This window comes from Streptomyces sp. Ag109_O5-10, from assembly GCF_900105755.1.
Classification (GTDB): Bacteria; Actinomycetota; Actinomycetes; order Streptomycetales; family Streptomycetaceae; genus Streptomyces.
In genome coordinates this window covers 485,579-507,257 of the sequence record NZ_FNTQ01000001.1, presented here as the reverse complement: position 1 = coordinate 507,257, position 21,679 = coordinate 485,579, and the positions used below count along the sequence as shown (strand labels likewise).

At 72.3% G+C, this 21,679-nt stretch carries 16 protein-coding genes; 8 read left to right on the top strand and 8 right to left on the bottom strand.

Features of this window, described 5'->3' with window-relative positions; all coding sequences use genetic code 11:
- The first annotated feature begins 63 nt into the window (after positions 1–63).
- From BLW82_RS02515 to BLW82_RS02495, 5 genes are all read left to right on the top strand, one after another.
- Positions 64–2,250, top strand: coding sequence for an alpha-galactosidase (locus tag BLW82_RS02515; RefSeq protein ID WP_093497248.1), 2,187 nt, complete (start codon positions 64–66; stop codon positions 2,248–2,250).
- A gap of 123 nt (positions 2,251–2,373) precedes the next feature.
- Entirely contained in the window at positions 2,374–3,552 is a 1,179-nt protein-coding gene (locus tag BLW82_RS02510; protein WP_093497247.1) for an ROK family transcriptional regulator, read from the top strand.
- A 35-nt stretch (positions 3,553–3,587) separates the two neighbouring features.
- Positions 3,588–5,384: an alpha-galactosidase D gene (locus BLW82_RS02505; RefSeq protein WP_093497246.1), complete on the top strand. Its 1,797-nt coding sequence runs from the start codon at positions 3,588–3,590 to the stop codon at positions 5,382–5,384.
- A gap of 109 nt (positions 5,385–5,493) precedes the next feature.
- Positions 5,494–7,839, top strand: a complete 2,346-nt coding sequence (locus BLW82_RS02500) for a glycosyl hydrolase family 95 catalytic domain-containing protein (RefSeq protein ID WP_093497245.1) — start codon at positions 5,494–5,496, stop codon at positions 7,837–7,839.
- A 44-nt stretch (positions 7,840–7,883) separates the two neighbouring features.
- On the top strand, positions 7,884–9,092 hold the full coding sequence (locus BLW82_RS02495) for an SGNH/GDSL hydrolase family protein (protein WP_093507807.1): 1,209 nt from the start codon (positions 7,884–7,886) through the stop codon (positions 9,090–9,092).
- Between the two features lie 21 nt (positions 9,093–9,113).
- On the opposite strand, the gene BLW82_RS02490 is transcribed toward BLW82_RS02495, so the two are convergent.
- The 4 genes from BLW82_RS02490 to BLW82_RS02475 form a co-directional block, all read right to left on the bottom strand.
- Positions 9,114–11,987, bottom strand: coding sequence for a helix-turn-helix transcriptional regulator (locus BLW82_RS02490; protein ID WP_093497244.1), 2,874 nt, complete (start codon positions 11,985–11,987; stop codon positions 9,114–9,116).
- A 123-nt stretch (positions 11,988–12,110) separates the two neighbouring features.
- Positions 12,111–12,464: a UBP-type zinc finger domain-containing protein gene (locus tag BLW82_RS02485; protein ID WP_093497243.1), complete on the bottom strand. Its 354-nt coding sequence runs from the start codon at positions 12,462–12,464 to the stop codon at positions 12,111–12,113.
- A complete protein-coding gene (locus tag BLW82_RS02480) occupies positions 12,461–13,939 on the bottom strand; it encodes an ATP-binding protein (protein WP_093497242.1) in 1,479 nt (492 codons plus the stop codon). Before BLW82_RS02480 ends, BLW82_RS02485 begins: the two co-directional genes overlap by 4 nt.
- The gene (locus tag BLW82_RS02475; RefSeq protein ID WP_093497241.1) at positions 13,936–15,612 is read right to left on the bottom strand and encodes an NAD(P)/FAD-dependent oxidoreductase; all 1,677 of its coding nucleotides are present in this window, start codon (positions 15,610–15,612) and stop codon (positions 13,936–13,938) included. Before BLW82_RS02475 ends, BLW82_RS02480 begins: the two co-directional genes overlap by 4 nt.
- 192 nt (positions 15,613–15,804) lie before the next feature.
- Here BLW82_RS02475 and BLW82_RS02470 point away from each other — a divergent pair, with 192 nt between their 5' ends.
- Positions 15,805–16,674, top strand: coding sequence for a universal stress protein (locus tag BLW82_RS02470; protein WP_093497240.1), 870 nt, complete (start codon positions 15,805–15,807; stop codon positions 16,672–16,674).
- A 13-nt stretch (positions 16,675–16,687) separates the two neighbouring features.
- Here the strand turns inward: BLW82_RS02470 and BLW82_RS02465 are convergent, their stop codons facing one another.
- Positions 16,688–17,923: a DUF4032 domain-containing protein gene (locus BLW82_RS02465; RefSeq protein ID WP_093497239.1), complete on the bottom strand. Its 1,236-nt coding sequence runs from the start codon at positions 17,921–17,923 to the stop codon at positions 16,688–16,690.
- 126 nt (positions 17,924–18,049) lie between these two features.
- Here BLW82_RS02465 and BLW82_RS43820 point away from each other — a divergent pair, with 126 nt between their 5' ends.
- On the top strand, positions 18,050–18,574 hold the full coding sequence (locus BLW82_RS43820) for a hypothetical protein (RefSeq protein ID WP_143063620.1): 525 nt from the start codon (positions 18,050–18,052) through the stop codon (positions 18,572–18,574).
- Here the strand turns inward: BLW82_RS43820 and BLW82_RS02455 are convergent.
- The 3 genes from BLW82_RS02455 to BLW82_RS02445 all read right to left on the bottom strand — a co-directional run bounded on the left by BLW82_RS02455 (position 18,571) and on the right by BLW82_RS02445 (position 20,908).
- A protein-coding gene (locus BLW82_RS02455; RefSeq protein ID WP_371131269.1) for an IS5 family transposase occupies positions 18,571–19,322 on the bottom strand; the annotation gives its coding sequence in 2 pieces (ribosomal slippage) (positions 18,571–19,034 and positions 19,034–19,322; 753 coding nt in all). The two genes, BLW82_RS43820 and BLW82_RS02455, sit on opposite strands and share 4 nt — an antisense overlap.
- Before the next feature lie 124 nt (positions 19,323–19,446).
- On the bottom strand, positions 19,447–20,196 hold the full coding sequence (locus BLW82_RS02450) for an MBL fold metallo-hydrolase (RefSeq protein WP_093507806.1): 750 nt from the start codon (positions 20,194–20,196) through the stop codon (positions 19,447–19,449).
- An 85-nt stretch (positions 20,197–20,281) separates the two neighbouring features.
- Entirely contained in the window at positions 20,282–20,908 is a 627-nt protein-coding gene (locus BLW82_RS02445; protein WP_093497238.1) for an alpha-ketoglutarate-dependent dioxygenase AlkB, read from the bottom strand.
- A gap of 134 nt (positions 20,909–21,042) precedes the next feature.
- On the opposite strand from BLW82_RS02445, the gene BLW82_RS02440 reads away from it, so the two are divergent.
- Positions 21,043–21,672, top strand: coding sequence for a TetR/AcrR family transcriptional regulator (locus tag BLW82_RS02440; RefSeq protein ID WP_093497237.1), 630 nt, complete (start codon positions 21,043–21,045; stop codon positions 21,670–21,672).
- Positions 21,673–21,679: the final 7 nt, after the last annotated feature.

The following is a 21,679-nucleotide window of genomic DNA, read 5'->3' as shown; positions in this document are numbered from 1 at the left end:
CCGCCGGACGGGCCCGCCTGGACCGGGCCCGTCCGGCGGCCGGGTGACCCGAAAGGACTCTGCATGTCGGACAGCACGGCGCGGATCCACATCCTGCGCGCGGCGGGCACCGCCCTCGTCGTGGAGCTCACGGAACCGGTGCCCAGGGTCCTGCACTGGGGGGCCGACCTCGGCGACCTGTCGCAGGACGCCCTGGCCGCGCTCGTGCTGACCGGTGAACCCGCCGTGCTCAACAACTCCATCGACATCCCCCGCCGGTTCACCGTCTGGCCCACCGAGGCCGACGGCTGGTCCGGCACCCCGGCCCACGAGGGCCATCTCGCCGGCGCCTTCGCCGCGCCCCGGCTGACCCTGGCCGGCAGCTCGTACCACCCCGGGGCGGCGGGCGGGGAGCTGTCCCTGCACCTCACCGACCCCGGCGCCGGACTCGACGCCACTGTCACCTACCGGCTGGAGCCCTCGGGCGTGCTCGGGGTGCGCACCACGCTCGCCCGCCGCCCGGACGCCGGCCCGGAGCCGTACGACCTGGCGCAGGTCACGACCCTGCTGCCGCTGCCCCGGCGGGCCGCGGAGATCCTCGACTTCACCGGCAAGTGGAGCCGGGAGCGCTCCCCCCAGCGGCGGCCGCTGGGCTTCGGCACGCACAGCCGGGAGGTCCGGCGCGGCAAGCCCGGCCTGGACTCGCCGTACCTGATGGCGGTCGGCGTGCCCGGGTTCGGCTTCGGTACCGGTGAGGTCTGGGCCGTGCACGTGGCCTGGAGCGGCGACCAGCGGTATCTGGCCGAGCAGTTGCCGGAGGGCGCGGGCACCCACGCCGGGGTGCTCGGCGGCGGCGAACTCCTGCGGGCGGGGGAGATCCGGCTCGCCCCCGGCGACACGTACACCGCCCCGGTCTGTCACTTCGCCTGGTCCGACCAGGGGCTGGACGGTCTCGCCGACCGTTTCCACACCCTGCTGCGGGCCCGCCCCGCCCATCCACGCGGGCCCCGCCCGGTGATCCTCAACAGCTGGGAGGCGGTCTACTTCGACCACGACCTGGACCGGCTGCTGCGGCTGGCCGACAAGGCCGCCGAGGTCGGCGTCGAACGGTTCGTGCTGGACGACGGCTGGTTCCGGGGCCGCCGTTCGGACCACGCCGGGCTCGGTGACTGGACCGTCGACCCCGTGGTCTGGCCGGAGGGGCTGACCCCGCTGGTGGACCATGTGCGCTCGCTCGGCATGGAGTTCGGGCTGTGGGTGGAGCCGGAGATGGTCAACCTCGACTCCGACCTGGCCCGCGAGCACCCCGACTGGGTACTCGGCCCGGCCCGCGGGGTCGGCCCCGCCGCCCGCCACCAGCACGTACTGGACCTGTCCAACCCCGACGCCTGGCAGTACCTGCTGGACTCGCTGGACGGTCTGGTGGAGAAGTACGGCATCGCCTACCTCAAGTGGGACCACAACCGCGAACTCCACGAGAGCGTGCACGGCACCGCCGAGCGTCCCGTGGCACACGCCCAGGTGATCGCCCTCTACCGGCTGGTCGACGCCCTCCGGGAACGGCACCCCGCGCTGGAGATCGAGAGCTGCGCCGCCGGCGGCGGCCGGATCGACCTCGGCATCCTGGAGCGGACCGACCGGGTCTGGCCCTCGGACTGCAACGACCCCGTGGAACGCCAGGCCGTCCAGCGCTGGACCGGGCAGCTGCTGCCCCCCGAACTCGTCGGCACCCACGTCGGCCCGCGCACCAGCCACACCACCGAGCGGATCGGCTCCGACCCGCTGCGGCTGGCCACCGCGCTGTTCGGGCACGCCGGCATCGAACAGGACCTCACCCGCAGTTCACCGGAGGAACTCGCCCGCCTCACCGCCTGGACCGCGCTCCACCGCGAGCTGCGCCCGCTGCTGCACGGCGGCCGCACGGTCCGCGCCGACCTCGCCGACGACGCGACGCTGCTGCACGGGATCGTGGCCTACGACGGTTCGGCCGCCCTCTACTGCTGGGCGCGGCTCGCGACCTCGCCCGAGGGCCAGTACGGGCGCGTACGGCTGCCCGGCCTCGCTCCGGGGGAGACCTACCGGGTACGGGTGCGCACCGAGCTGGGCCTGCCGTCCTTCCACCAGGTGGCGGGGCCCGCCTGGCTGGTGGCGGCCCTCGACGGCCGGCTGACCCTGCCCGGTTCCGTCCTCACGGTCGCGGGACTGCCGCTGCCGAACCTCAACCCCGGACAGGCCCTGCTGCTCGACCTCGCGAGGGTGACACCCGCATGATCCGGCGGGCAACGGCCGTGCCCCGCCCCTCATTCGAAGGTCTCAACAGCCACACAGAGAATCTTGAGGTGATTCCTGTTTCTTTTATTGACAGCGGAAATTAAGGGCCATAGGTTCCCGGCCATGCGCTCGACCACCCGTGGCGAAACGTTTCCGGTGTCCACGCCGGCCGCCTCGCAGATCTTCACCACGGTCCTGTCCCACGGCCCCCTCACCCGGCTGGAGGCGGCCCGCCGATCCGGGCTGTCCCCGGCCGCCGTGACCAAGGCGGTCCGGCCGCTGCTCGCGGCCGGATACCTGGCCGAGGACGCCGGCGACGGGGACAGGCCCGCCCTCGGACGGCCCGCGAACCTGGTACGGGTCGACGGCGGGCGCGCCCTGTTCATCGGCGTCAAGGTGACAGGCGACGCGGTCATCGCCGTCCTGACCGACCTGTGCTGCCGGATCCGGCTGGCCCGGCGGCTGCCGGTCACCGACCGCGCGGTGCGGGCCGTCCTCACCTCGATCGCCGAACTCACCCACGAACTGCGCGTCGAGGCCGAGGACTTCGGCGCGCCGGTCCTCGGCCTGGGGATCGCGGTCTCGGGGGACGTGGACCGGGCCGAAGGGGTCGCCCGCTACTCGCCGTTCCTCGACTGGCGCGGCGTACCCCTCGCCGAACTCGCGGGCCTGACCACGGGGTTGCCGGTGGTCGTCGAGAACGACGTGCGGGCGCTCACCGTCGCCGAGCAGTGGTTCGGCGCCGGCGTCGGGCTCTCGGACTTCGCCGTGGTCACCGTCGGGGCGGGCATCGGCTGCGGCCTGGTGGTCCACGGCCGGCTGGTGGCCGGTGCCCACGGCGTGGCCGGCGAGATCGGGCACGTGGCCGTCGACCCGGCCGGACCGCTCTGTCACTGCGGCAACCGAGGCTGCGTGGAGGCGATCGCGGGAGACGCCGCGATCGTCGCCCGTGTCCGGCAGGTGACGGGACGCCAGGTCGCCGGCCCGGCCGAGGCCGCCGCCCTCGCCCACGCGGGCGTGGCCGGGGCGCGGGAGGCGTACGCCAGGGCCGGCGAGGCCATCGGCCGGGGCATCGCGACCGTGGCGAACCTGTTCGGCCCCGAGCGCGTGATCATCTCCGGCGAGGGCCTGGCCGCCCACGACCTGTTCGCCGGGCACATCCGTGACGCCTTCACCGCGGCCGCCTTCGGCTCCGCCGCGCGATGCGACGTCCAGACCCGCCCGCTCCCCTTCGAGGAGTGGGCGCGCGGGGCCGCGGCCACCGCGATCCACTCCTTCGTCACCCCCACTCCCCAGGGCTGAGCCGCCCACGATCCCGAACCCAGGAAGCAGGGTCCATGAGGTCACCGACGTACCCCCACCTGCCCGCACGCGGGCTGAGAGCCGTCCTCGTACTGGCGCTCACCGCGGCCTTCGCCGCCGCCGTGCCCGCCGCCGAGGCCCAGACCCCCGCCCCGATCGCCGCCAAGCCCTACATGGGCTGGTCCAGCTGGAGCATGCAGTCGTCCAAGTACCCCGGCCTCAACGACCAGGGCGACTACAGCTACCTCACCGAGGCCAACGTCCTCAAGCAGACCGACGCCCTGGCGAGCAAGCTCAAGAAGTACGGCTACGACTACGTCAACATCGACGCCGGCTGGTGGATGGACTGGACCTGGAAGCAGGGCTACGACCAGTACGGCCGCCAGAAGGCCGACCCCGCCCGCTTCCCCAGCGGCATGAAGGCCGTCGCCGACCACATCCACGCCAAGGGCCTCAAGGCCGGCATCTACCTCCCGGTCGGCCTGGAGAAGGGCGCGTACGGCGAGGGCAGGACGCCGATCTGGAACGCCGAGGGCTGCACCACCGCCGACATCGTCTATCCCGACCTGCGCACCACCAACGGCTGGGACAGCTCGTACAAGCTCGACTTCGACAAGCCGTGCGCGCAGAAGTACATAGACTCCCAGGCCCAGTTGCTCGCCGGCTGGGGCTACGACTTCCTCAAGCTCGACGGTGTCGGCCCCGGCTCCGGCAAGAGCGGCGACCAGTACGACAACGTCGCCGACGTCGCCGCCTGGCACCAGGCGATCGCCGCCACCGGCCGCCCGATCCACCTCGAGGCCTCCTGGTCCCTGGACTACGGGCACGCCGCCGACTGGCAGAAGTACACCAACGGCTGGCGCATCGACACCGACGTCGAGTGCTACTGCAACACCCTGGTCAGCTGGGAGAACTCCGTCGACGACCGTTGGGACGACACCCCCGCCTGGACCGGCAAGGCGGGCCCCGGCGGCTGGAACGACCTCGACTCCCTCGACGTCGGCAACGGCGCGATGGACGGCCTCACCAAGGCCGAACGGCAGAGCTACGCCACCCTGTGGGCCATCGCCAAGTCACCCCTGTTCACCGGCGACGACATCACCAAGCTCGACGACTACGGCCTCTCCCTGCTGACCAACAGCGAGGTCATCGGCGTCGACCAGAGCGACAACCCGCCGGCCCGCCCGGTCACCGCATCCGACCCGCAGCAGGTCTGGGCCGCGAAGAACGCCGACGGCACGTACACGGTCGCCCTCTTCAACCTCGCGGCCTCGCCCGCCGCGGTCACCGCCGACTGGACGGCGCTCGGCTTCACCGGCAAGGCGTCGGTGCGGGACCTGTGGAACCACGAGGACCTCGGCAGCTTCCAGAACAAGATCACCGAGGCGCTGCCCGCGCACGGCTCGCGCCTGTTCACCGTGACGCCGAAGGGCAGCGCGCTCGCCTCCACCGGCTACGAGGCCGAGGCGAGCGGCAACACGCTGAGCGGCAACGCGTCCGTCGCAGGGTGCGACGCGTGCTCCGGCGCGAAGAAGGTCGGCAACCTCTATCTCGGCGGCAAGCTGACCTTCAACAACGTGGTGGTCGACAAGGCCGGTACGTATCTGGTGAAGGTCGCCTACGTCAGCGGTGACTCCCGGCCGGCCACCGTCTCGGCCAACGCCGGGGGCGGCACCAGTCACAAGTTCCCGTCCACCGGCGACTGGGGGACGGTGGCGAGCGTGAGCGTGCCGGTGACGCTGAAGGCCGGGGCGAACACCATCAGCTTCGACAGCGGGTCGGGGTACGCGCCGGACATCGACCGGATCGACGTTCCCAAGTCGCCTCGGTAGGTCACCTCGGTACGTGCGCCGTCGGGAACTGCGGGCCGGTGGGGGCCGGCCGCGCGGTTCCCCGCGCCCCTGACGGGGCGCTTCTCTTCGGACGTCGGATTGGAACCCCATGGACAACCACCCCAGCCGCCGCAGCTTCCTCGCCCTCGCCGCCGCCACCGGAGCCCTCGCCGGGCTCCCCGCCTTCACCGCCTCCGCCGCCCCGGAGCGGTCCACCGCGCCGCTCGCCTCTCCTCGTCACCAGCTCTGGTGGCAGGCGCCCGCCGACGACAGTTCGATGATCACGCAGGGCCTGCCCGTCGGAAACGGCCGGCTAGGTGCTCTCGCCGGCAACGACTCCGGCCGTGAGCTCCTGCTGGTCACCGACGCCACGCTGTGGACCGGCGGGCTGAACGACACCCTCGACTCCGACGGCCAGTTCCCCTACGGCCGCGCCGACTTCGGCTCCCTCACCCTCCTCGCCCGGCTCACCGTCGAGATACCCGACCACGACCTGGGCGCCGTCTCCGGCTACCGCCGCACCCTCGACCTCGACAACGGCGTGGTGTCGGCCTCCTACGTCCGCTCCGGAGTGACGTACCGGCGGCAGATCTTCGCCAGCCGCCCGGACGACGTGATCGTGCTGCACTTCGGCCAGGACGGCGGCGGGCGCTACACCGGCACCATCACGCTGGAAGGCACCCACGGGGAGACCGGCGGCACGGCCGAGTCCTTCGCCGGGTCCTTCGCCAACGGACTGAGGTACGGGGCCGCCGTCAAGGCGTACGGCAGCGGCGGCAGCGTGCGGGTGAACGGGTCGCACATCACCTTCACCGACTGCCGCGAACTGACCGTCGTCCTCAGCGGCGGCACCGACTACGCACCGGACGCCACCGCCCACTACCGCGACCCCTCCGTGAACCCGGTGGCGCTGGCCCGCACCAAGGTCGCGGCGGCCGCCCGGCACTCGGCGGACTCGCTGCTGCGCACCCACGCCGCCGACCACCGGGCGCTGTTCGGGCAGTTCGACCTCTCGCTCGGCACCTCGACGGCCGGGCAGCGGGAGCTCGACACCTGGGCGCGCATCCAGGCGCGCGCCGACACCGGCGACCCCGACCCGGAACTGGAGGCCGCCTACGCCCAGTTCGGCCGGTACCTGATGATCGCCGGATCGCGCGACAGCCTGCCGATGGGCCTGCAGGGCATCTGGCTGGACGGCAACGACCCGGACTGGATGGGCGACTACCACACCGACATCAACATCCAGATGAACTACTGGATGTCCGACCGGCTGGGCCTGTCCCAGTGCTTCGACGCCTACACCGACTACTGCGTCGACCAGCTCCCGTCCTGGACCGACCTCACCCGGCGCCTCTTCCAGGACTCCCGCAACCGCTACCGCAACTCCAGCGGCAAGGTCGCCGGCTGGACCGTCGCCATCTCCACCAACCCCTACGGCGGAGGCGGCTGGTGGTGGCACCCGGCGGGCAACGCCTGGCTGTGCCAGAGCCTCTGGGAGCACTACGAGTTCACGCAGTCCCGCGCCCACCTGGAGAAGATCTACCCCCTCCTCAAGGGCGCCTGCGAGTTCTGGGAGGCGCGGCTGCTCACCACTACCCTGGACGACGGGAAGGAGGTGCTGATCGCCGACAGCGACTGGTCACCGGAGCAGGGGCCGCTGGACGCCAAGGGCATCACCTACGCTCAGGAACAGGTGTGGATGCTGTTCGGGAACTTCCGGACTGCGGCCGCCGAGCTGAAGAGGGATGCTGGATACGCGGGCACCATCGGCGCACTCCGCGACCGCCTCTACCTGCCGGTGGTGAGCCCCAAGACCGGCTGGCTGGAGGAGTGGATGTCCCCGGACAACCTCGGCGAGACCACCCACCGCCACCTCTCGCCGCTGATCAACCTCTTCCCCGGCGACCGGATCCGCCCCGACGGCTCGACCCCCGCCGACATCGTCAAGGGCGCCACCGCACTGCTCACCGCACGCGGCATGGACAGCTTCGGCTGGGCCAACGCCTGGCGCTCGCTGTGCTGGTCCCGGCTGAAGGACGCCGACAAGGCCTACCAGCTCGTCGTCCGCAACCTGCGGCCTTCCGGCAACGGCAGCAACGGCACGTCGCCGAACCTCTTCGACATCTACCAGGTCGAGGAAGGACGGGGCATCTTCCAGATCGAGGCCAACTTCGGCACGCCGGCCGCCATCGCGGAGATGCTGCTGTACTCGCGGCCGGGTCACCTGGAACTGCTGCCCGCGCTGCCCGACGCCTGGGCGGCCGCCGGTTCGATCACCGGGGCGGGCGCCCGCGGCGGCTTCGTGGTGGACCTGGACTGGCGGGACGGCAAGCCGACCCGGGCCCGGATCCGCAGCGTGGGCGGCCGCACCACGACGGTCGCCTACGGCGGGACGTCCCGGACGGTGACGCTGAAGCCCGGCCAGTCCGTCACGCTGAGGGACCTGGTGCGGTGACCGGCGGGCTCGCACGGGCCGGCGGCCGCCTGGCCGCCTTACTGATGGTCGGGGCCGTCTGCCAGACCGGGTCCGCCGGAGCCACCGCCACCGGCCCCGGCCCGACCGTGCCCGCCCAGGGGGCCGCCGTCCAGGCGGCCTCCGTCCGGCCGGACATCGTCACCTGGGGGGCGAGCGCCGACGGGATGGGACAGGGCACCCCCGACCGCGGCTACCGGCTGGTCGTGCACACCAGCGCCGCCGGCACCGGCCTGCGGGTCCGCGTCTCCAACGCCTTCGGCGACCGGCCCCTGACCCTGGACAGCGTCTACGCCGGGATCCAGCGCGCGGGCGCCGCCCTCGAGCCGGGCAGCAACAGGCGGCTGACCTTCCACGGCGCCCGCACGGTCACCGTGCCGGCCGGCGCCACCGCGTGGAGCGACCCGCTGCCCGGCACCCTGCCCGCCGCGAGCAACCTGGTCGTCAGCCTGCACAGCCCCGACGCGGCCGGCCCCGCCACCGGCCACGGCATGGCCATGCAGACCTCCTACGTCACCCAGGGCGACCACACCACCGAGGAGAGCGCCGCCGACTGGACCGACACCACCGACTCCTGGTGGTACCTGGACTCGGTCGCGGTCCGGCCGAGGAACCGGGACACCGGGGCGGTGGCGGCGCTCGGCGACTCCATCACCGACGGCTGGGCGTCCACCGGCGACCAGAACCGGCGCTGGCCCGACTACCTCGCCCGCCGCCTCCAGAAGGCCGGCACCGAGATCAAGGGCGTGGCCGACGAGGGGATCTCCGGCAACATGGTGCTCGCCGACGGCGCCGGCCAGGCCGCCCTGAACCGGCTGGACCGCGACGTCCTCAGCCAGCCGGGCCTGCGGACCGTCTTCCTCTTCGAAGGGGTCAACGACATCAAGGCCCACACCGGGGTCACCGCGGCCGGCCTCATCGCCGGCTACCGGGAGATCGTCCGGCGGGCGCACGCGGCCGGGAAGTGCGTGGTCGCCTCGACCGTCGGCCCGTTCGAGGGCTGGCCGGAGTGGGACCAGGCGGGCGAGGCGGTACGCCGGCAGGTCAACCAGTACATCCGCACCAGCGGCGCGTTCGACGCCGTCGCCGACTTCGACCGGATCCTGCGCAGCCCCTACGACCAGGCGCGGCTGCTGCCGTTCCTGGACAGCGGGGACCACCTCCACCCCGACGACAAGGGCATGCAGGCCATGGCCGACTCCGTCGACCTGGCGAGCCTCGACTGCGACCACTGAAACCGGCGGCCCCCCGTCCGGTCACCCCCGGGCCGTCGGCTCGGGGGTGATCAGGCGTTCCCGGTAGGCGATCGCCACCGCCTCCGTACGGCTCGCCGCGCCCAGCTTGGCGAGGATGTTGGAGACGTGCACGCTGGCCGTCTTGCCGGTGATGAACAGCTCCTCGCCGATCTGCCGGTTGCTGCGGCCCAGTGCCAGCAGCCGCAGCACGTCCTGCTCGCGAGCGGTCAGCGGCGAGGCCGAGCCCTCCGCCGCCGACCGGCGCAGCAGCGCCTCCGCACGCTGCAGCAGCGGCGCGGCGCGCAGGGCCGCCGCCGTCTCCCGGACCGACCGTGCCTGCTCCCCGGCCTCCGTGCGCCGGCCGTCGGCCGCCAGCGCCTCGGCGTACCGCAGCCGTACCCGGGCCGTCTCGTACACGTCGCCGTCCGTGAACGCGGCCGCCGCCTTCTCCCAGGCCGCGATGTCCGGCCCGGACCCGGCCCGGGTCCACTCGGCCTCGGCACGCGCCAGCCAGGCCTGCCCCTCCGGACCCTGCCCCGCGGCCGTCGCCCGCGCCAGCTCCAGCAGTTCACCGGCGACCCCGGTCCAGCGGCCGGCGCTCCCACCGCCGCGCCGTTCGGCCGCCGCCCGGTCCGCGACCGCGGCCAGCGCGAGCGTGGCGAGCCGGACCGTCACGTGCGGCGCCCGCCCCATCTCGTCGGAGAGCACCGCGACCGCATCCCGCGCCCTGGCCACGGCCTCCTCCGCATCACCCCGCAACGCGGCCGCGTCGGTCAGCACGATGCCCCCGATGAACGTGCCCATCCAGTCGAACGGCTCGCCGAGCAGCGCCCGCGCCCGCTCCACGACGTCCGGCTCGCCCCGGGCCAGCGCGATGTACAGCACGGGCCCCTCGGCGAAACCGGGCGCCGGATCAGCGCGGGCCACCCGCACACACTCGTCCCACTGCCCCAGCGTGTAGAGCACCAGCAGCCGCAGATACCGCATCTCCAGGGCGTACGGCGAGGACAACAGCCCCGCACGCCGGGCCCGGTCGAGCCCCTCGGTGATCCACGGCAGGCACTCCCGCAGCTCGCCCGACTCGAAGCAGCCGATGGCCAGGCTGAACAGCGCCCGCATCTCCACCGGCGTGTCCCCGGCCGACCTGGCGAGCTCCCGCGCCTCCCGGAGCCGCTCCCGCCCCTCCGCGGTGCGCCGGCCACCGCCCTCCAGCCGGGCCAGGGAGATCAGCAGATCGGCCCGGGCGGCGGTGGCGCCGATCCGCTCGGCGACCTCCAGGGCCTGCCGCGCGACCCGCAACGCCGTGTCGTCGTCGCCGATCTGGCGGGCCGCCATGACATGGGTGGCCGCGGCCCACACCCAGGTCCGGGACGGCGGTTCGGCGGGGATCATCGCGAGCGCCTCGCTGCTGTAGGCGAACGCGGCGGCGAGGTTGTCGACGGTCATGAGGTTCTCCGCGAGGGTGTACCGCACGCGGGCCGCGAGTTCCGGATCCGCGTCCTGCCCGGTGCCGGCCAGCGCGGCCCGGGTCAGGGACACCGCCCGGTGCGCGTCGCCGGAGTGCGCTGCCGCCGCCGACGCCCGCAGCGTCAAGGACACCGGGTCCAGCCCCTCACCCGAGGGCCGTGCCTGGCAGGGCACGGCCGGCCACAGGTCCAGGGCCGTCTCCAGCTGCCGCAGCTCCTCCGCCGGGGCACCCACCCGCCGGGCGTGGTCCGCGGCCTCCAGCGACGCGGCCAGTGCCCCGGGCAGATCGTGGCTCTCCCGGTAGTGGTGCGCCCGCTCGGCCGCCGTCTCCGCCCCGCCCCCGCGCGCGGCGAGCAGCCTCGCGTACGTGCCGTGCAGCCGCGCCCGCTGCCCGGGCAGCAGGTCGCCGTACACGGCCTCGCGCGCGAGGGCGTGCCGGAAGGCGTACGTGTCCCCGTCCCCGGCGACGAACAACTGCCGCCCCACGGCCTCCCGCAACGCCGACTCCAGCTCCTCCTCCGGCAGCCCGACCACGTCCCGCAGCAGATCGTGCCCCACCCGGCGCCCGGCCACCGCGGCCGTCCGCAGCACCTGCTGGGCCGTCTCCGACAGCTGTTCGACCCGGATGAGTAGCAGGTCGGCGAGCCCGGTGGGCATCCCGTCCGTGTCGGCGGCGGCCACCAGCTCCTCCGTGTAGAAGGCGTTGCCCTCCGCCCGCTCGACGATGTCCCGCACCGTCGCCTCGGACAGCGGCCGCTCCTCCAGGGCCCGCACCAGCCGCGCCACCTCGGCATCGGCCAGCCGCCGCACCTCGAGCCGCTCCACACCCGGCAGCCGCACCAGTTCGGCGAGCAGCGGACGCAGCGGATGCCGCCGGTGCAGATCGTCGGCCCGATAGGAGGCCAGCACGGCGAACCGCCGGGGGAGCACCCCCCGGCTCAGCAGGAACCGCAGCAGGTCGCGCGACGACTGGTCGGCCCAGTGCAGATCCTCCAGGACCAGCAGCAGCGGCGCCCTCGCGGCGAGATCCGCGAACAGCGCGGCGACGCCCTCGAAGAGCCTGAGCCGCGCATCCGCGTCGCGGGAGGAGTCCGGCCCGGCCCCGAGGAGCCGGTCCACCACAGGATGCGCGGCGAGTACCGCGCCGAACCGCTCGTCCCCCGCCAGCACCCCGAGGACCTCGGTGAACGGCAGATACGGCAGCCCCACGTCCCCGAGATCGACGCAGTGCCCGACCACGACGGTGGCCCCGGCACCGGCCGCCCGGGCCGCGACCTCGTCCAGCAGCCGGGTCTTCCCGACCCCCGCGTCACCGGCGACAAGGAGGGCCTGCCCGCTACCGTCCCGGGCGCGGTCCAGTACCCGGGCGATTCGGCCCAGTTCGTCGTCCCGCCCGATCAGAGGGCTGCCAAAAGATCTCTGCGACACGCCCTCATCCTCGCAAGAAGCGCAAGGCGAACCCCGCCGGGGGCGCAGGGAACCGGTCGACCAGCCCCCACGCACCCGCAGCCGCCATCGTCACAGAACCCCCCACCCCCGTAGGCCCTCGGCTCAGCCCCGCAGAACCCGCGCCCAGTCCGCCGGCACCCGCTCCGCGGGCCCCGGCACGGACTGCTCCGCGGGATGGCTCACCGGCGGCGCCAACTCCGGCCCGGCCTCGTACAGTTCCTCCGTCTCGTAGTTCCAGAACCAGCCCTCGCCCGGCTCGTAACTGCGGATCACCGGATGCCCGGACTCGTGGAAGTGCGCCGTGGCGTGCTTCGACGGCGAGTCGTCGCAGCACCCGATGTGCCCGCACCGGGCGCACCGCCGCAGATGGAACCACCAGCCCCCGGCTGCGTCGCACTCCACACATCCGGCGCCGCTCGGCGGAACGACCGGGTCTATGGCGGTGTCGCCACTCATACTGCCTCCACAGGTGTCTCGGATTCCTCGGGCGTCTCGGCGGTCAGCGGGAGCAGCACCTGGAACCGTGTGTCGCCGGGCTCCGACTCCACCCGCATGCTGCCGTGGTGCTTGTTCACGACGATCCGCCAGGAGATGTCCAGACCGAGCCCCGTGCCCTGCCCGACGGGCTTGGTCGTGAAGAAGGGGTCGAAGATCCGGTTCTTGATCTCCGGCGCGATCCCGGTCCCGGTGTCCCGGAACTCGACCAGCAGCTGCTCGTGGTCGAGCGCGGTCCGCACGGTCAGCGTGCCGTGTCCGCCGCCCGCGCCGTCGCCGTCCTTCATCGCGCAGACGGCGTTGTCGATGAGGTTGGTCCACACCTGGTTGAGTTCGGCGGGGTAGGCGGGGACCGGCGGGACCGTACGGTCGTACTCCTTGACCACCCGGATGTCCTGCCCGATCTTCGCGGACAGCATCAGCAGGGTGCTGTCGAGGAGTTCGTGCACGTCCACCACCCGGTACGGCGCCCGGTCCAGCTGGCTGTACTGCTTGGCCGCGTCGACGAGGTTCGAGATCCGGGTGGTCGAGTCCTCGATCTCGTTCATCAACAGCTCGGTCTCGATGGTGTAGTTGAGCCAGCCGATCGAGTTCGGCAGGATCTCCTCGTCCACGGCCACCGCGACCTGGTCCAGCCAGTCGACGTCGAGACCGGCCTGTACGAAGGTCGGCGCTATCTGCCAGGCGTTGTCGCAGCCGTGGTCCTCCAGCCAGTCGGTGAGCGCGTCCTCACGGTCCGAGGCCTCCAGCGGACTGAGCGACGGTGCCTTGGCGACCCGCTCGGCGGTGCGCTCCTGGATCTCGATCAGCCCGGCCAACTGCTCCCGCGAGAAGGGACTCCCGGCGATGATAGCGAGCTTGTGCCGCATCTTCGCCACCCGCTCGCGCAGCGTGGACGTTGCGCGCACGGCCGCGGCGGCCGGGTTGTTGAGCTCGTGGGTGAGCCCGGCGGACAACGAGCCGAGTGCCAGCAGCCGTTCGCGCTGCCCGATCGCCGCCTGGGTGTTCTTCGAACCGAAGAACAGGCCTTCCAGCAGGTGTACGGCCATCGGGAACCACTCGCGCATGATGTCCGCGAACGTGTCGGCCGGCAGCACGAAGAACCGGGTCGGCTCGGTCACCCGCATCGAGTTGTTGTAGGCCTGCCGCACCCGGTCCCCGAGGTAGGCCTGCATGGCGCCCGCGTACACGCCTGACTGCGAGGTCCGGGTCACCTCGACGTCGTCCCCGCCGACCCGCCGGGAGAGCACCACCGTGCCCTCGACCATCACGTAGAAGCAGGTGGCCGGCTCACCCTCGGTGTAGACCGGGCCCGGCTGGAACAGCTCCACCCGGCCCGCCGCGCACAGCCGCCCGAGCTGTTCCGGCTCCAGCTTCTCGAACAGGAACAACGCGCCGATCTCCTTCGGGCTGCACGGCGTCGGCTGCCCGCTCATGACTGTTCCAGGTACCGGTGGACGAGCATCACTGCCATGGCTCCTTCTCCGACGGCGGACGCGACGCGCTTGGCGGACTCGGCGCGTGCGTCGCCCGCCACGAACACGCCGGGAATGCTGGTCTCCAGGTGGTACGGCGGCCGGTCCAGCTCCCAGCCCGCCGGCGCCCGTCCGCCGACGGTCAGGTCCGGTCCGGCCAGGATGAACCCGCGTTCGTCCCGCAGCACCGTGTCGCCGAGCCAGTCGGTGAGCGGTGCCGCCCCGATGAAGACGAACATCCACTGGGCGTCGACCTGTTCCCGTTCCCCGCTCTGCACATGGCGCAGGGTGAGCTGTTCCAGCCGCTCGACGCCGTGCGCGGCGTCCACCACGGTGTGGCTGCGCACGGCGATGTTGGGGGCCTCGCTGATCTGCTGGATCAGGTAGTACGACATCGACGCCGACAGGTCGGCACCCCGGACCAGCAGGGTCACCGACTTCGCGAACCGGGACAGGTACATCGCCGCCTGGCCGGCCGAGTTGGCACCGCCGACGATGTAGACGTCGTGGCCCTGGCAGGAGGTCGCCTCGGTGAGCGCGGAGCCGTAGAACACCCCGCAGCCGGTCAGGCCGATGCAGCCCTCGGCGTCCAGTTGCCGGTACTGCACCCCGGTCGCCAGGATCACGCTGTGCGCGGCGACGGCCGAGCCGTCCGCGAACCGCACCACCCGCGCCGCCCCGTTGATCTCCAGGCCCGTGACCTCGCGGGCGGTCAGGATCTCCGCGCCGAACTTGGCGGCCTGCCGCCGGGCCCGGTCGGTGAGCTGGGCGCCCGACACGCCGTCCGGGAACCCCAGGTAGTTCTCGATCCGCGAGCTCTGCCCGGCCTGCCCGCCGGTCGCCGACCGCTCCACGAGCACGGTCCGCAGCCCCTCCGACGCCCCGTACACGGCCGAGCCCAGACCGGCCGGGCCACCGCCGATCACCACCAGGTCGTAGAAGTCCGCCGTCGGGGTCGTCGCCAGGCCCACGTGTGCGGCCAGCTCGGGCGCCTCCGGCTCCACCAGCGGCGTGCCCTCCGGCGTGATCACCAGGGGCAGCCGCGTTCCGTCGGCGCCCGCCGCGGCCAGCAGCCGCTGCCCCTCCGGCTCCTCCACCGAGTACCACCGGTAGGGCACCTGGTTGCGGGCCAGGAACTCCCGCACGTCCGAGGAGCGCGCCGACCAGCGGTGCCCGACGACCTTGGTGGCCGGCACCGGCTTGTAGTCGCTGGCCCGCCAGGCGTCCAGCAGGTCGTCGAGGACCGGGTAGAGCTTCTCCTCCGGGGGATCCCAGGGCTTGAGCAGATAGTGGTCCAGATCGACGACGTTGATCGCGTCGATCGCCGCGTTGGTGTCCGCGTACGCGGTCAGCAGCACGCGTCGCGCGCCCGGGTACACGTCCAGGGCCTGTTCCAGGAACTCGATGCCGTTCATCTGCGGCATCCGGTAGTCGGCCAGGATCACCGCCACCAGGTCGCCGCGCAGCTTCAGCTCCCGCAGCGCGCCCAGCGCCGACTCCCCGGACTCCGCGCGCACGATGCGGTACGACGCGCCGTAGCGGCGCCGCAGGTCCCGGGCGACGGCACGGGAGACCCCCGGGTCGTCGTCCACGGTCAAGATGACGGTCCGTGCTGCGTCGGCAGCCTGTGCCATACGTCTCCCACCCCGAGCCGTTGGTTCCACGGGACGGCGGACCCCTCCGCGAGGAGCGCGGCCGCCGTACCGGTTCCCGCCCATCGTATGTTCGATCGCCGGCCTTCGCTCTTGTACGCCGGTGTCCAGCGGGCACACGTCAGTGCGGAAGACTGATCACGCGGAAGCGGGAACCGACGAGGAGGCCGGCACATGACACGCCCGATCACGGCAGGGGTCGACGGTACGGAGGAGAGCCTCGCCGCTCTCGACTGGGCGGCCCGCGAAGCGGTGCGCCGGGGGCTGCCGTTGCGGGTGGTGCACGCCTGGCGGTACGAGGAGCACGAGGCACTCGCCGGTGACCGGGAGGATCAGCTCGGGTGGGTGTCCGACGCGGTCGCCGAGTCGGTGCGGACCGTCACCGGGCGGTATCCGGAGCTCGGGGTGGCCGTCGACGTGGTGGCGGGCGGCCCGGTCGAGGCGCTGGTCGAGGCGGCGGCCGGGGCCGAGCTGCTGGCGCTGGGTTCGCGCGGGCACGGCCGGGTCGTCGGGTTCCTGCTGGGCTCCGTCGGGCAGCAGGTGATCGCCGGGGCCGCACGCCCGGTCGTCCTGGTGCGCGCCGGCGACCGGCCCACCGCCGAGGCAGCCGGGCGGGAGGTCGTCGTGGGCCAGCAGGGCGGCCCGGAGGACAGCGCGGCCGCGCTGGAGTTCGCGTTCGGGACGGCCGCGGCCCGCGGCGCGGCGGTCCGGGTGGTGCGGGCCTGGACCTTGCCGCCGGTCTTCGCCTACAGCCCCGGCTCGCTGAGACTGCTGGACGAGTCCGGAGGCATGGAGCCCTACGAGAGGAAGGCGCTGTCCGAGGCGGTCCGGCCGCTGCGCGAGCGGTTCCCGGACGTGCCGGTCGCCGAGCACGTGGAGATGGGCAGCGCCGCGGAGGTGCTGCTCTCGGTGGCCGGACGCGCCCAGCTGATGGTCGTCGGGCGGCGCGCCCACCAGAGCGCGGTCGGCGCTCGCATCGGCTCGGTCGCGCACGGGGTGCTGCACCACGCCGACTGCCCGGTGGCCGTCGTACCGCACGGGTGACCCGGCGCGGGCCTCACTCCGGAGTGACCGGCTCCAGCGTCTCCCGCGCCTTGGGCAGCACGTTCTCGATGTAGTCCTCGACCGCCTTGTCCAGGCCTATGTCGTGCTGCGCCCGCTCGGACAGGTACCAGCGGTGTTCCAGCAGCTCGTGGTAGATCTCCGCCGGGTCCATCGAACCGCGCAGCTCCAGCGGCACGGCCCGCACGGTGGGGCGGAAGACGTCCCGCACCCACCGGTGGGCCAGCACCTCGGGGCGGGCGGCGAGGGGGTCGCCGGGGGCGTAGTCGTCCTGGGTGGCCATCCAGCTCTCCAGGTCGTTCAGCAGCCGCCGCGCCTGGTTCTCCTCGGCGTCCAGGCCGGTCAGCCGCAGCAGCTGGCGCTGGTGGTGGCCGGCGTCGACGACCTTCGGCACGAAGGTGACCGTGTCGCCGTTGGAGGAGTGCTGGATCTGCATCTCCGCGACGTCGAAACCGAGGTCGTTGAGCCGCCGGATCCGGCGCTCGATGTAGTGGTACTTGCCCGCCGGGTACACCGAGGTCCGGGTCAGCTCCTCCCACAGCTCGCCGTACCGGGTGCAGATCTCGAACCCGAACTCGATCGGGTCCAGCGACGGGTGCAGCGCCCCCGAGGCCTCCAGGTCGAGCAGCTCCCCGCTGATGTTCACCCGGGCCAGGTCGAGGTCGTACTCCCGCTGCCCGTTGCTCAGCTGCGGGTGCAGGTCGCCGGTCTCGGCGTCCACCAGGTATGCCGCGTACGCGCCCGCGTCCCGCCGGAACAGGGTGTTGGACAGCGAGCAGTCGCCCCAGGCGAACCCGGCCAGGTGCAGGCGGACCAGCAGCACCGCCAGGGCGTTCATGAGGCGGTGCATGGTGGCCGGGCGTATCGTCGTCTCGAACATCGAGCGGTACGGCATCGAGCCGCCCAGGTGCCGGGTGACCAGGACCGGCTCCAGCGGCTCGCCTTCCGTGTCGGTGCGGCCGGTGATCACCGCGAGCGGGTCTACCGCGGGGATGGCGAGCCGGTCCAGGTCGCGCAGCAGCTCGTACTCGCGCAGGGCCGGGCGCTCCGCCAGCTCCTTCACCGCGATGACCTCGCTGCCGGCCCGGGCGTAGCGCACCACGTGCCGCGAGATGCCGCGGGGGAGTGGCACGAGGTAGTCCTCGGGCCACTCCTCCAGCGGGACGTCCCAGGGGAGTTCGAGCAGGAGCGCGGGATGCTCCGGGTTGGTGGCGTTGATCTGCAAGGCCATGGGACGAACCTTAGACACCGTTTCCTTTGGCCGTAGTCACGCCAGGGTGCGGGTTCATGGTGGCAGTACGGTGGGGCCGCCCTGATCCACTATGTCTGCGAGGTTGGTCCGATCATGCACGGAGACTTGGACAGCACGTCGGCGCGGGCGCTGGCATGCTCGACTGGACTGCGGATCGGAGGGGCCCTGTACATCCTCGCTGAGCGGGCTGGACTCGCTGACCCGTACTACCTTGCCGATGCAGGTCTACGGGCCGGTCTGCGGGGCGCACCAGGTCGGACGCTCGATCAGGATGTACTGCAACATGCTCGGTCCGGCCTGGATGCTGCTCAGAGCAGCTACTCGGTGGACCGTGCCGCACCATTCACCCAGGCCGGCTTCATGCTGATGGGGCGAATCTTGCAGGCGCTTGAGCAACCTGATGAGCATTACGGTTTGCCAGAGATCCACTCCCTTGCTCGAAGCACCGCAGCCCTGTGGCCGGGTTCGATCGGCCTTGAGATTGACCCTGGCGGCAGCCTGATGTCCTACGAACGGGCCTGTCAGATCGACGCTCAGCGAGAGTTGGAGGCTGGCGGCCTTGATAGGCTTCGTCAGGTTCTGGGCGCGCAGGAGCTGGGCTATCGCCGTCTGGCCAGAGCCCTCGCCTAGGCGGCCGGCGAGCGTGCCAGCCTGCGGTGGCTGATCAAGGCAGCGGCGATGCCTACGAAGGCCAGGAAGTGCTCGGCCTTGCGCTCGTAGCGACGGTGTAGGCGGCGGCATCCGGCCAGCCAGGACACCGTGCGCTCGACCACCCAGCGGTGTCGACCGAGCCTGTGTGAGGACTCAATCCCTTTGCGGGCGATGCGGTGACGAATGCCCCGCTGTCGGAGCCATTTGCGCAGGTGGTCGTAGTCGTATCCCTTGTCGGCATGCAGTTTCGCCGGCCGTCGTCGACGTGGTCCGCGCCGGGAGCGAATCGGCGGGATGCCACACACGAGCGGCTTGAGTCCAAGGCTGTCGTGGGTGTTGGCGGCGGAGATGCCCAGCGACAGGGGCAGGCCGTTGCGGTCGGTGATCAGGTGGATTTTCGATCCGCTCTTGCCACGGTCGGTCGGATTCGGTCCAGTCAGTAGCCCCCTTTTGACGCCCTCAGGCTGACGGAGTCGATCGCGCACCGCGACCAGTCCAGGTCGCCTCGGGCACCGAGCTCGTCGAGGAGGACGCGATGCAGTCGGGCCCAGACGCGCCCCCGACTCCATTGGGCAAAGCGACGGTAGACGGTAGGCCATGCAGGGCCGAAGACCGGCGGCAGTTGCCGCCACGTACAGCCTGAATTGGCTACGAAGATGATGGCGGCCAGCGTTTCGCGGTCACCCGCCCGACGCCGTCCACCGCCCTGCGGACGCTTGATCTCCATGGGTGGCACCACTCGCCGGAACAGCACCCACAAGTCATCCGGAACCAGCCGCTCAACCAGGTCTGTCACAAATCACCCAACGACCCAGCAGCACCAAAGGAAACGGTGTCTTAAGGCCGGTGCGTCACGAGGCCAGCTCCCGGGCCCGGTCGGCGGCCGCCCGCACCGAGCCGCGGTGCAGCGGGCCGTGTCCAGGCAGCAGCGCGTCGCCGTCGAGGGCGCCGATCAGGTCCAGTGAGGCGACGGCCCGGGCCCGCTCGTGGTGGAACATGTCGGGCAGCAGCTGCGGGCCCTGGATCCGCGAGGTGCGGTGGCCACTGACCAGGGCGTCCCCGGAGATCACCAGACCGGCCTCGGGCAGGTGGTAGACGGTGTGCCCGTCGGTGTGGCCGGGGGTGTGCACCGGGACCGGGCGGCCCGGCAGGTCGAGGGGGCCGTCGGCGACCGGGAACGCCGCGGGCGCCTTGACCGGGTGCTGCTCGGTGCCGCCGACCCGCAGCACGTGCACCAGCCACGGCACCACACCCGGCCGCCAGGCGTTCTTCACCACTTCGCCCACCGACACCTGCTGGAGGAAGTCCCGCCGGGCGTGCGGGACTTCGGCCTCGTGGAGATAGACCGGCGTGCCGTGGGTGTCGCGCAGGTACTCGGCCGAGCCGAGGTGGTCGTTGTGCGCGTGCGTGATCAGCACGGCCGCGACCGCTTCCGGTGAACTGCCCACCTCCGCGAGGGAGTCGAGCAGTCCCTGCCGGTCCCCGGGGTAGCCGGTGTCCACCAGCGTGACGGCGTCCCCGTCCTTGAGGATCACCCAGTTGGTGTGCTGGCCGTGCACCAGATAGGCGCCCTTGCCGACTTCGTGTACCTCTGCCCGCATGATCACTCCGGCTTGCCCGTTCGTGCCGATCGAAACGGAGGACAGCCAACCACATGCGGCGGGCGGCCCGTGGCCGAGGCCCTGGTCACCGCACGCCCTGTGGCCGGAACTGGATGCTGATCCGCGGTCCGGCGGCCCGGGCCGTCTTCGGTACGCAGTGCTCCCAGGTCCGCTGGCAGGAGCCGCCCATCACGATCAGGTCGCCGTGGCCGAGCGGGCGCCGGACCGAGGGGCCGCCGCGCCGTGGCCGCAGCAGGAGATCGCGGGGCGCGCCCACGGAGAGGATCGCGACCATGGTGTCCTCCCGCGCGCCCCGGCCGATCCGGTCGCCGTGCCAGGCCACGCTGTCCCGGCCGTCGCGGTAGTAGCAGAGCCCGGCCGTGGCGAACGGCTCGCCCAGCTCATCGCCGTAGTGCTGGGTGAGCGCCTCGCGGGCCTCGGTGAGGACGGGGTGGGGTAGCGGGTCGCCGGCGCCGTAGAAGGAGAGCAGGCGCGGTACGTCCACGACGTTGTCGTACATCTGCCGTCGCTCGGCGTGCCAGGGGACGTCCGCCGCCAGCTCTTCGAACAGGGCGTCGGCGCCGCTCAGCCAGCCGGGCAGCACGTCGATCCAGGCGCCGGAACCGAGCACGGTCCGGCCGATGCCGTCGAGGGTGCCGAGCCGCAGTTCGTCGGTCTGGTCGAACAGGGAGCCCTGGAGGTGCGTGGCCATGAGCCAAGCGTACTCCGTAATCGAAAACCTGTTCCTATTTGATCTCCGGCGGGTTCGCGGCGCGGATGTGCGGTCGGCCTCTTTCGATACACCGATGTATTCGATACATTCGTGTATCGAACGGAGGTCGGCCCATGACGGTGGACGGCGGCGCGCACCGGCGCGTGACCCGGCGGCGGGTGCAGACCCGCGCCCGGCTGCTCGACGCCGCGTTCACCGTGTTCGCGGCGAAGGGCTTCGGGCGGGTCTCCATCGAGGAGGTCTGCGAGGCCGCCGGGTTCAGCCGGGGCGCCTTCTACTCCAACTTCGCCACCCTCGACGAGCTGTTCTTCGCCCTCTACCGGGAGCGCGCCGACCTCATTGCCCAGCAGGTCGCCGACGCGCTGGCCGGCGACGGACCCGACCTGGACGTACCGGCCTCCGTGGACCGGGTCACCGACGTGCTCCTCCTCGACGTGGACTGGCTGCTGGTCAAGACCGACTTCCTGGTGCACGCGGCCCGGGACCCGGCCGTCGCCGGGGCCCTCCTCGACCACCGTGCGCGGCTACGGCAGGCCGTCGCCGACCGGCTCTTCCGGGCCCGCGGCCACGCCCCGCTCCCCGCCGTCCTCGGCGGCGTCCAGGGCGCCGCGCACGCCGTGGTCGCCGCGTACGACGGGGTCACCACCCAGCTGCTGCTCGACAAGGACGTGGACCGGGCCCGTGCCTGGCTCAGACAACTGCTCACCGCGCTGCTGACCGACGGCAGCACCCGATTCGGATAAGAAGGGG

Excerpts from the sequence above, each read along its gene's own strand:
- BLW82_RS02515 (WP_093497248.1), top strand. The coding sequence starts at position 64 with ATGTCGGACAGCACGGCGCGGATCCACATCCTGCGCGCGGCGGGCACC.
- BLW82_RS02510 (WP_093497247.1), top strand. The coding sequence starts at position 2,374 with ATGCGCTCGACCACCCGTGGCGAAACGTTTCCGGTGTCCACGCCGGCC.
- BLW82_RS02505 (WP_093497246.1), top strand. The coding sequence starts at position 3,588 with ATGAGGTCACCGACGTACCCCCACCTGCCCGCACGCGGGCTGAGAGCC.
- BLW82_RS02500 (WP_093497245.1), top strand. The coding sequence starts at position 5,494 with ATGGACAACCACCCCAGCCGCCGCAGCTTCCTCGCCCTCGCCGCCGCC.
- BLW82_RS02495 (WP_093507807.1), top strand. The coding sequence starts at position 7,884 with ATGGTCGGGGCCGTCTGCCAGACCGGGTCCGCCGGAGCCACCGCCACC.
- BLW82_RS02485 (WP_093497243.1), bottom strand. The coding sequence starts at position 12,464 with ATGAGTGGCGACACCGCCATAGACCCGGTCGTTCCGCCGAGCGGCGCC.
- BLW82_RS02480 (WP_093497242.1), bottom strand. The coding sequence starts at position 13,939 with ATGAGCGGGCAGCCGACGCCGTGCAGCCCGAAGGAGATCGGCGCGTTG.
- BLW82_RS02475 (WP_093497241.1), bottom strand. The coding sequence starts at position 15,612 with ATGGCACAGGCTGCCGACGCAGCACGGACCGTCATCTTGACCGTGGAC.
- BLW82_RS02470 (WP_093497240.1), top strand. The coding sequence starts at position 15,805 with ATGACACGCCCGATCACGGCAGGGGTCGACGGTACGGAGGAGAGCCTC.
- BLW82_RS02465 (WP_093497239.1), bottom strand. The coding sequence starts at position 17,923 with ATGGCCTTGCAGATCAACGCCACCAACCCGGAGCATCCCGCGCTCCTG.
- BLW82_RS02450 (WP_093507806.1), bottom strand. The coding sequence starts at position 20,196 with ATGCGGGCAGAGGTACACGAAGTCGGCAAGGGCGCCTATCTGGTGCAC.
- BLW82_RS02445 (WP_093497238.1), bottom strand. The coding sequence starts at position 20,908 with ATGGCCACGCACCTCCAGGGCTCCCTGTTCGACCAGACCGACGAACTG.
- BLW82_RS02440 (WP_093497237.1), top strand. The coding sequence starts at position 21,043 with ATGACGGTGGACGGCGGCGCGCACCGGCGCGTGACCCGGCGGCGGGTG.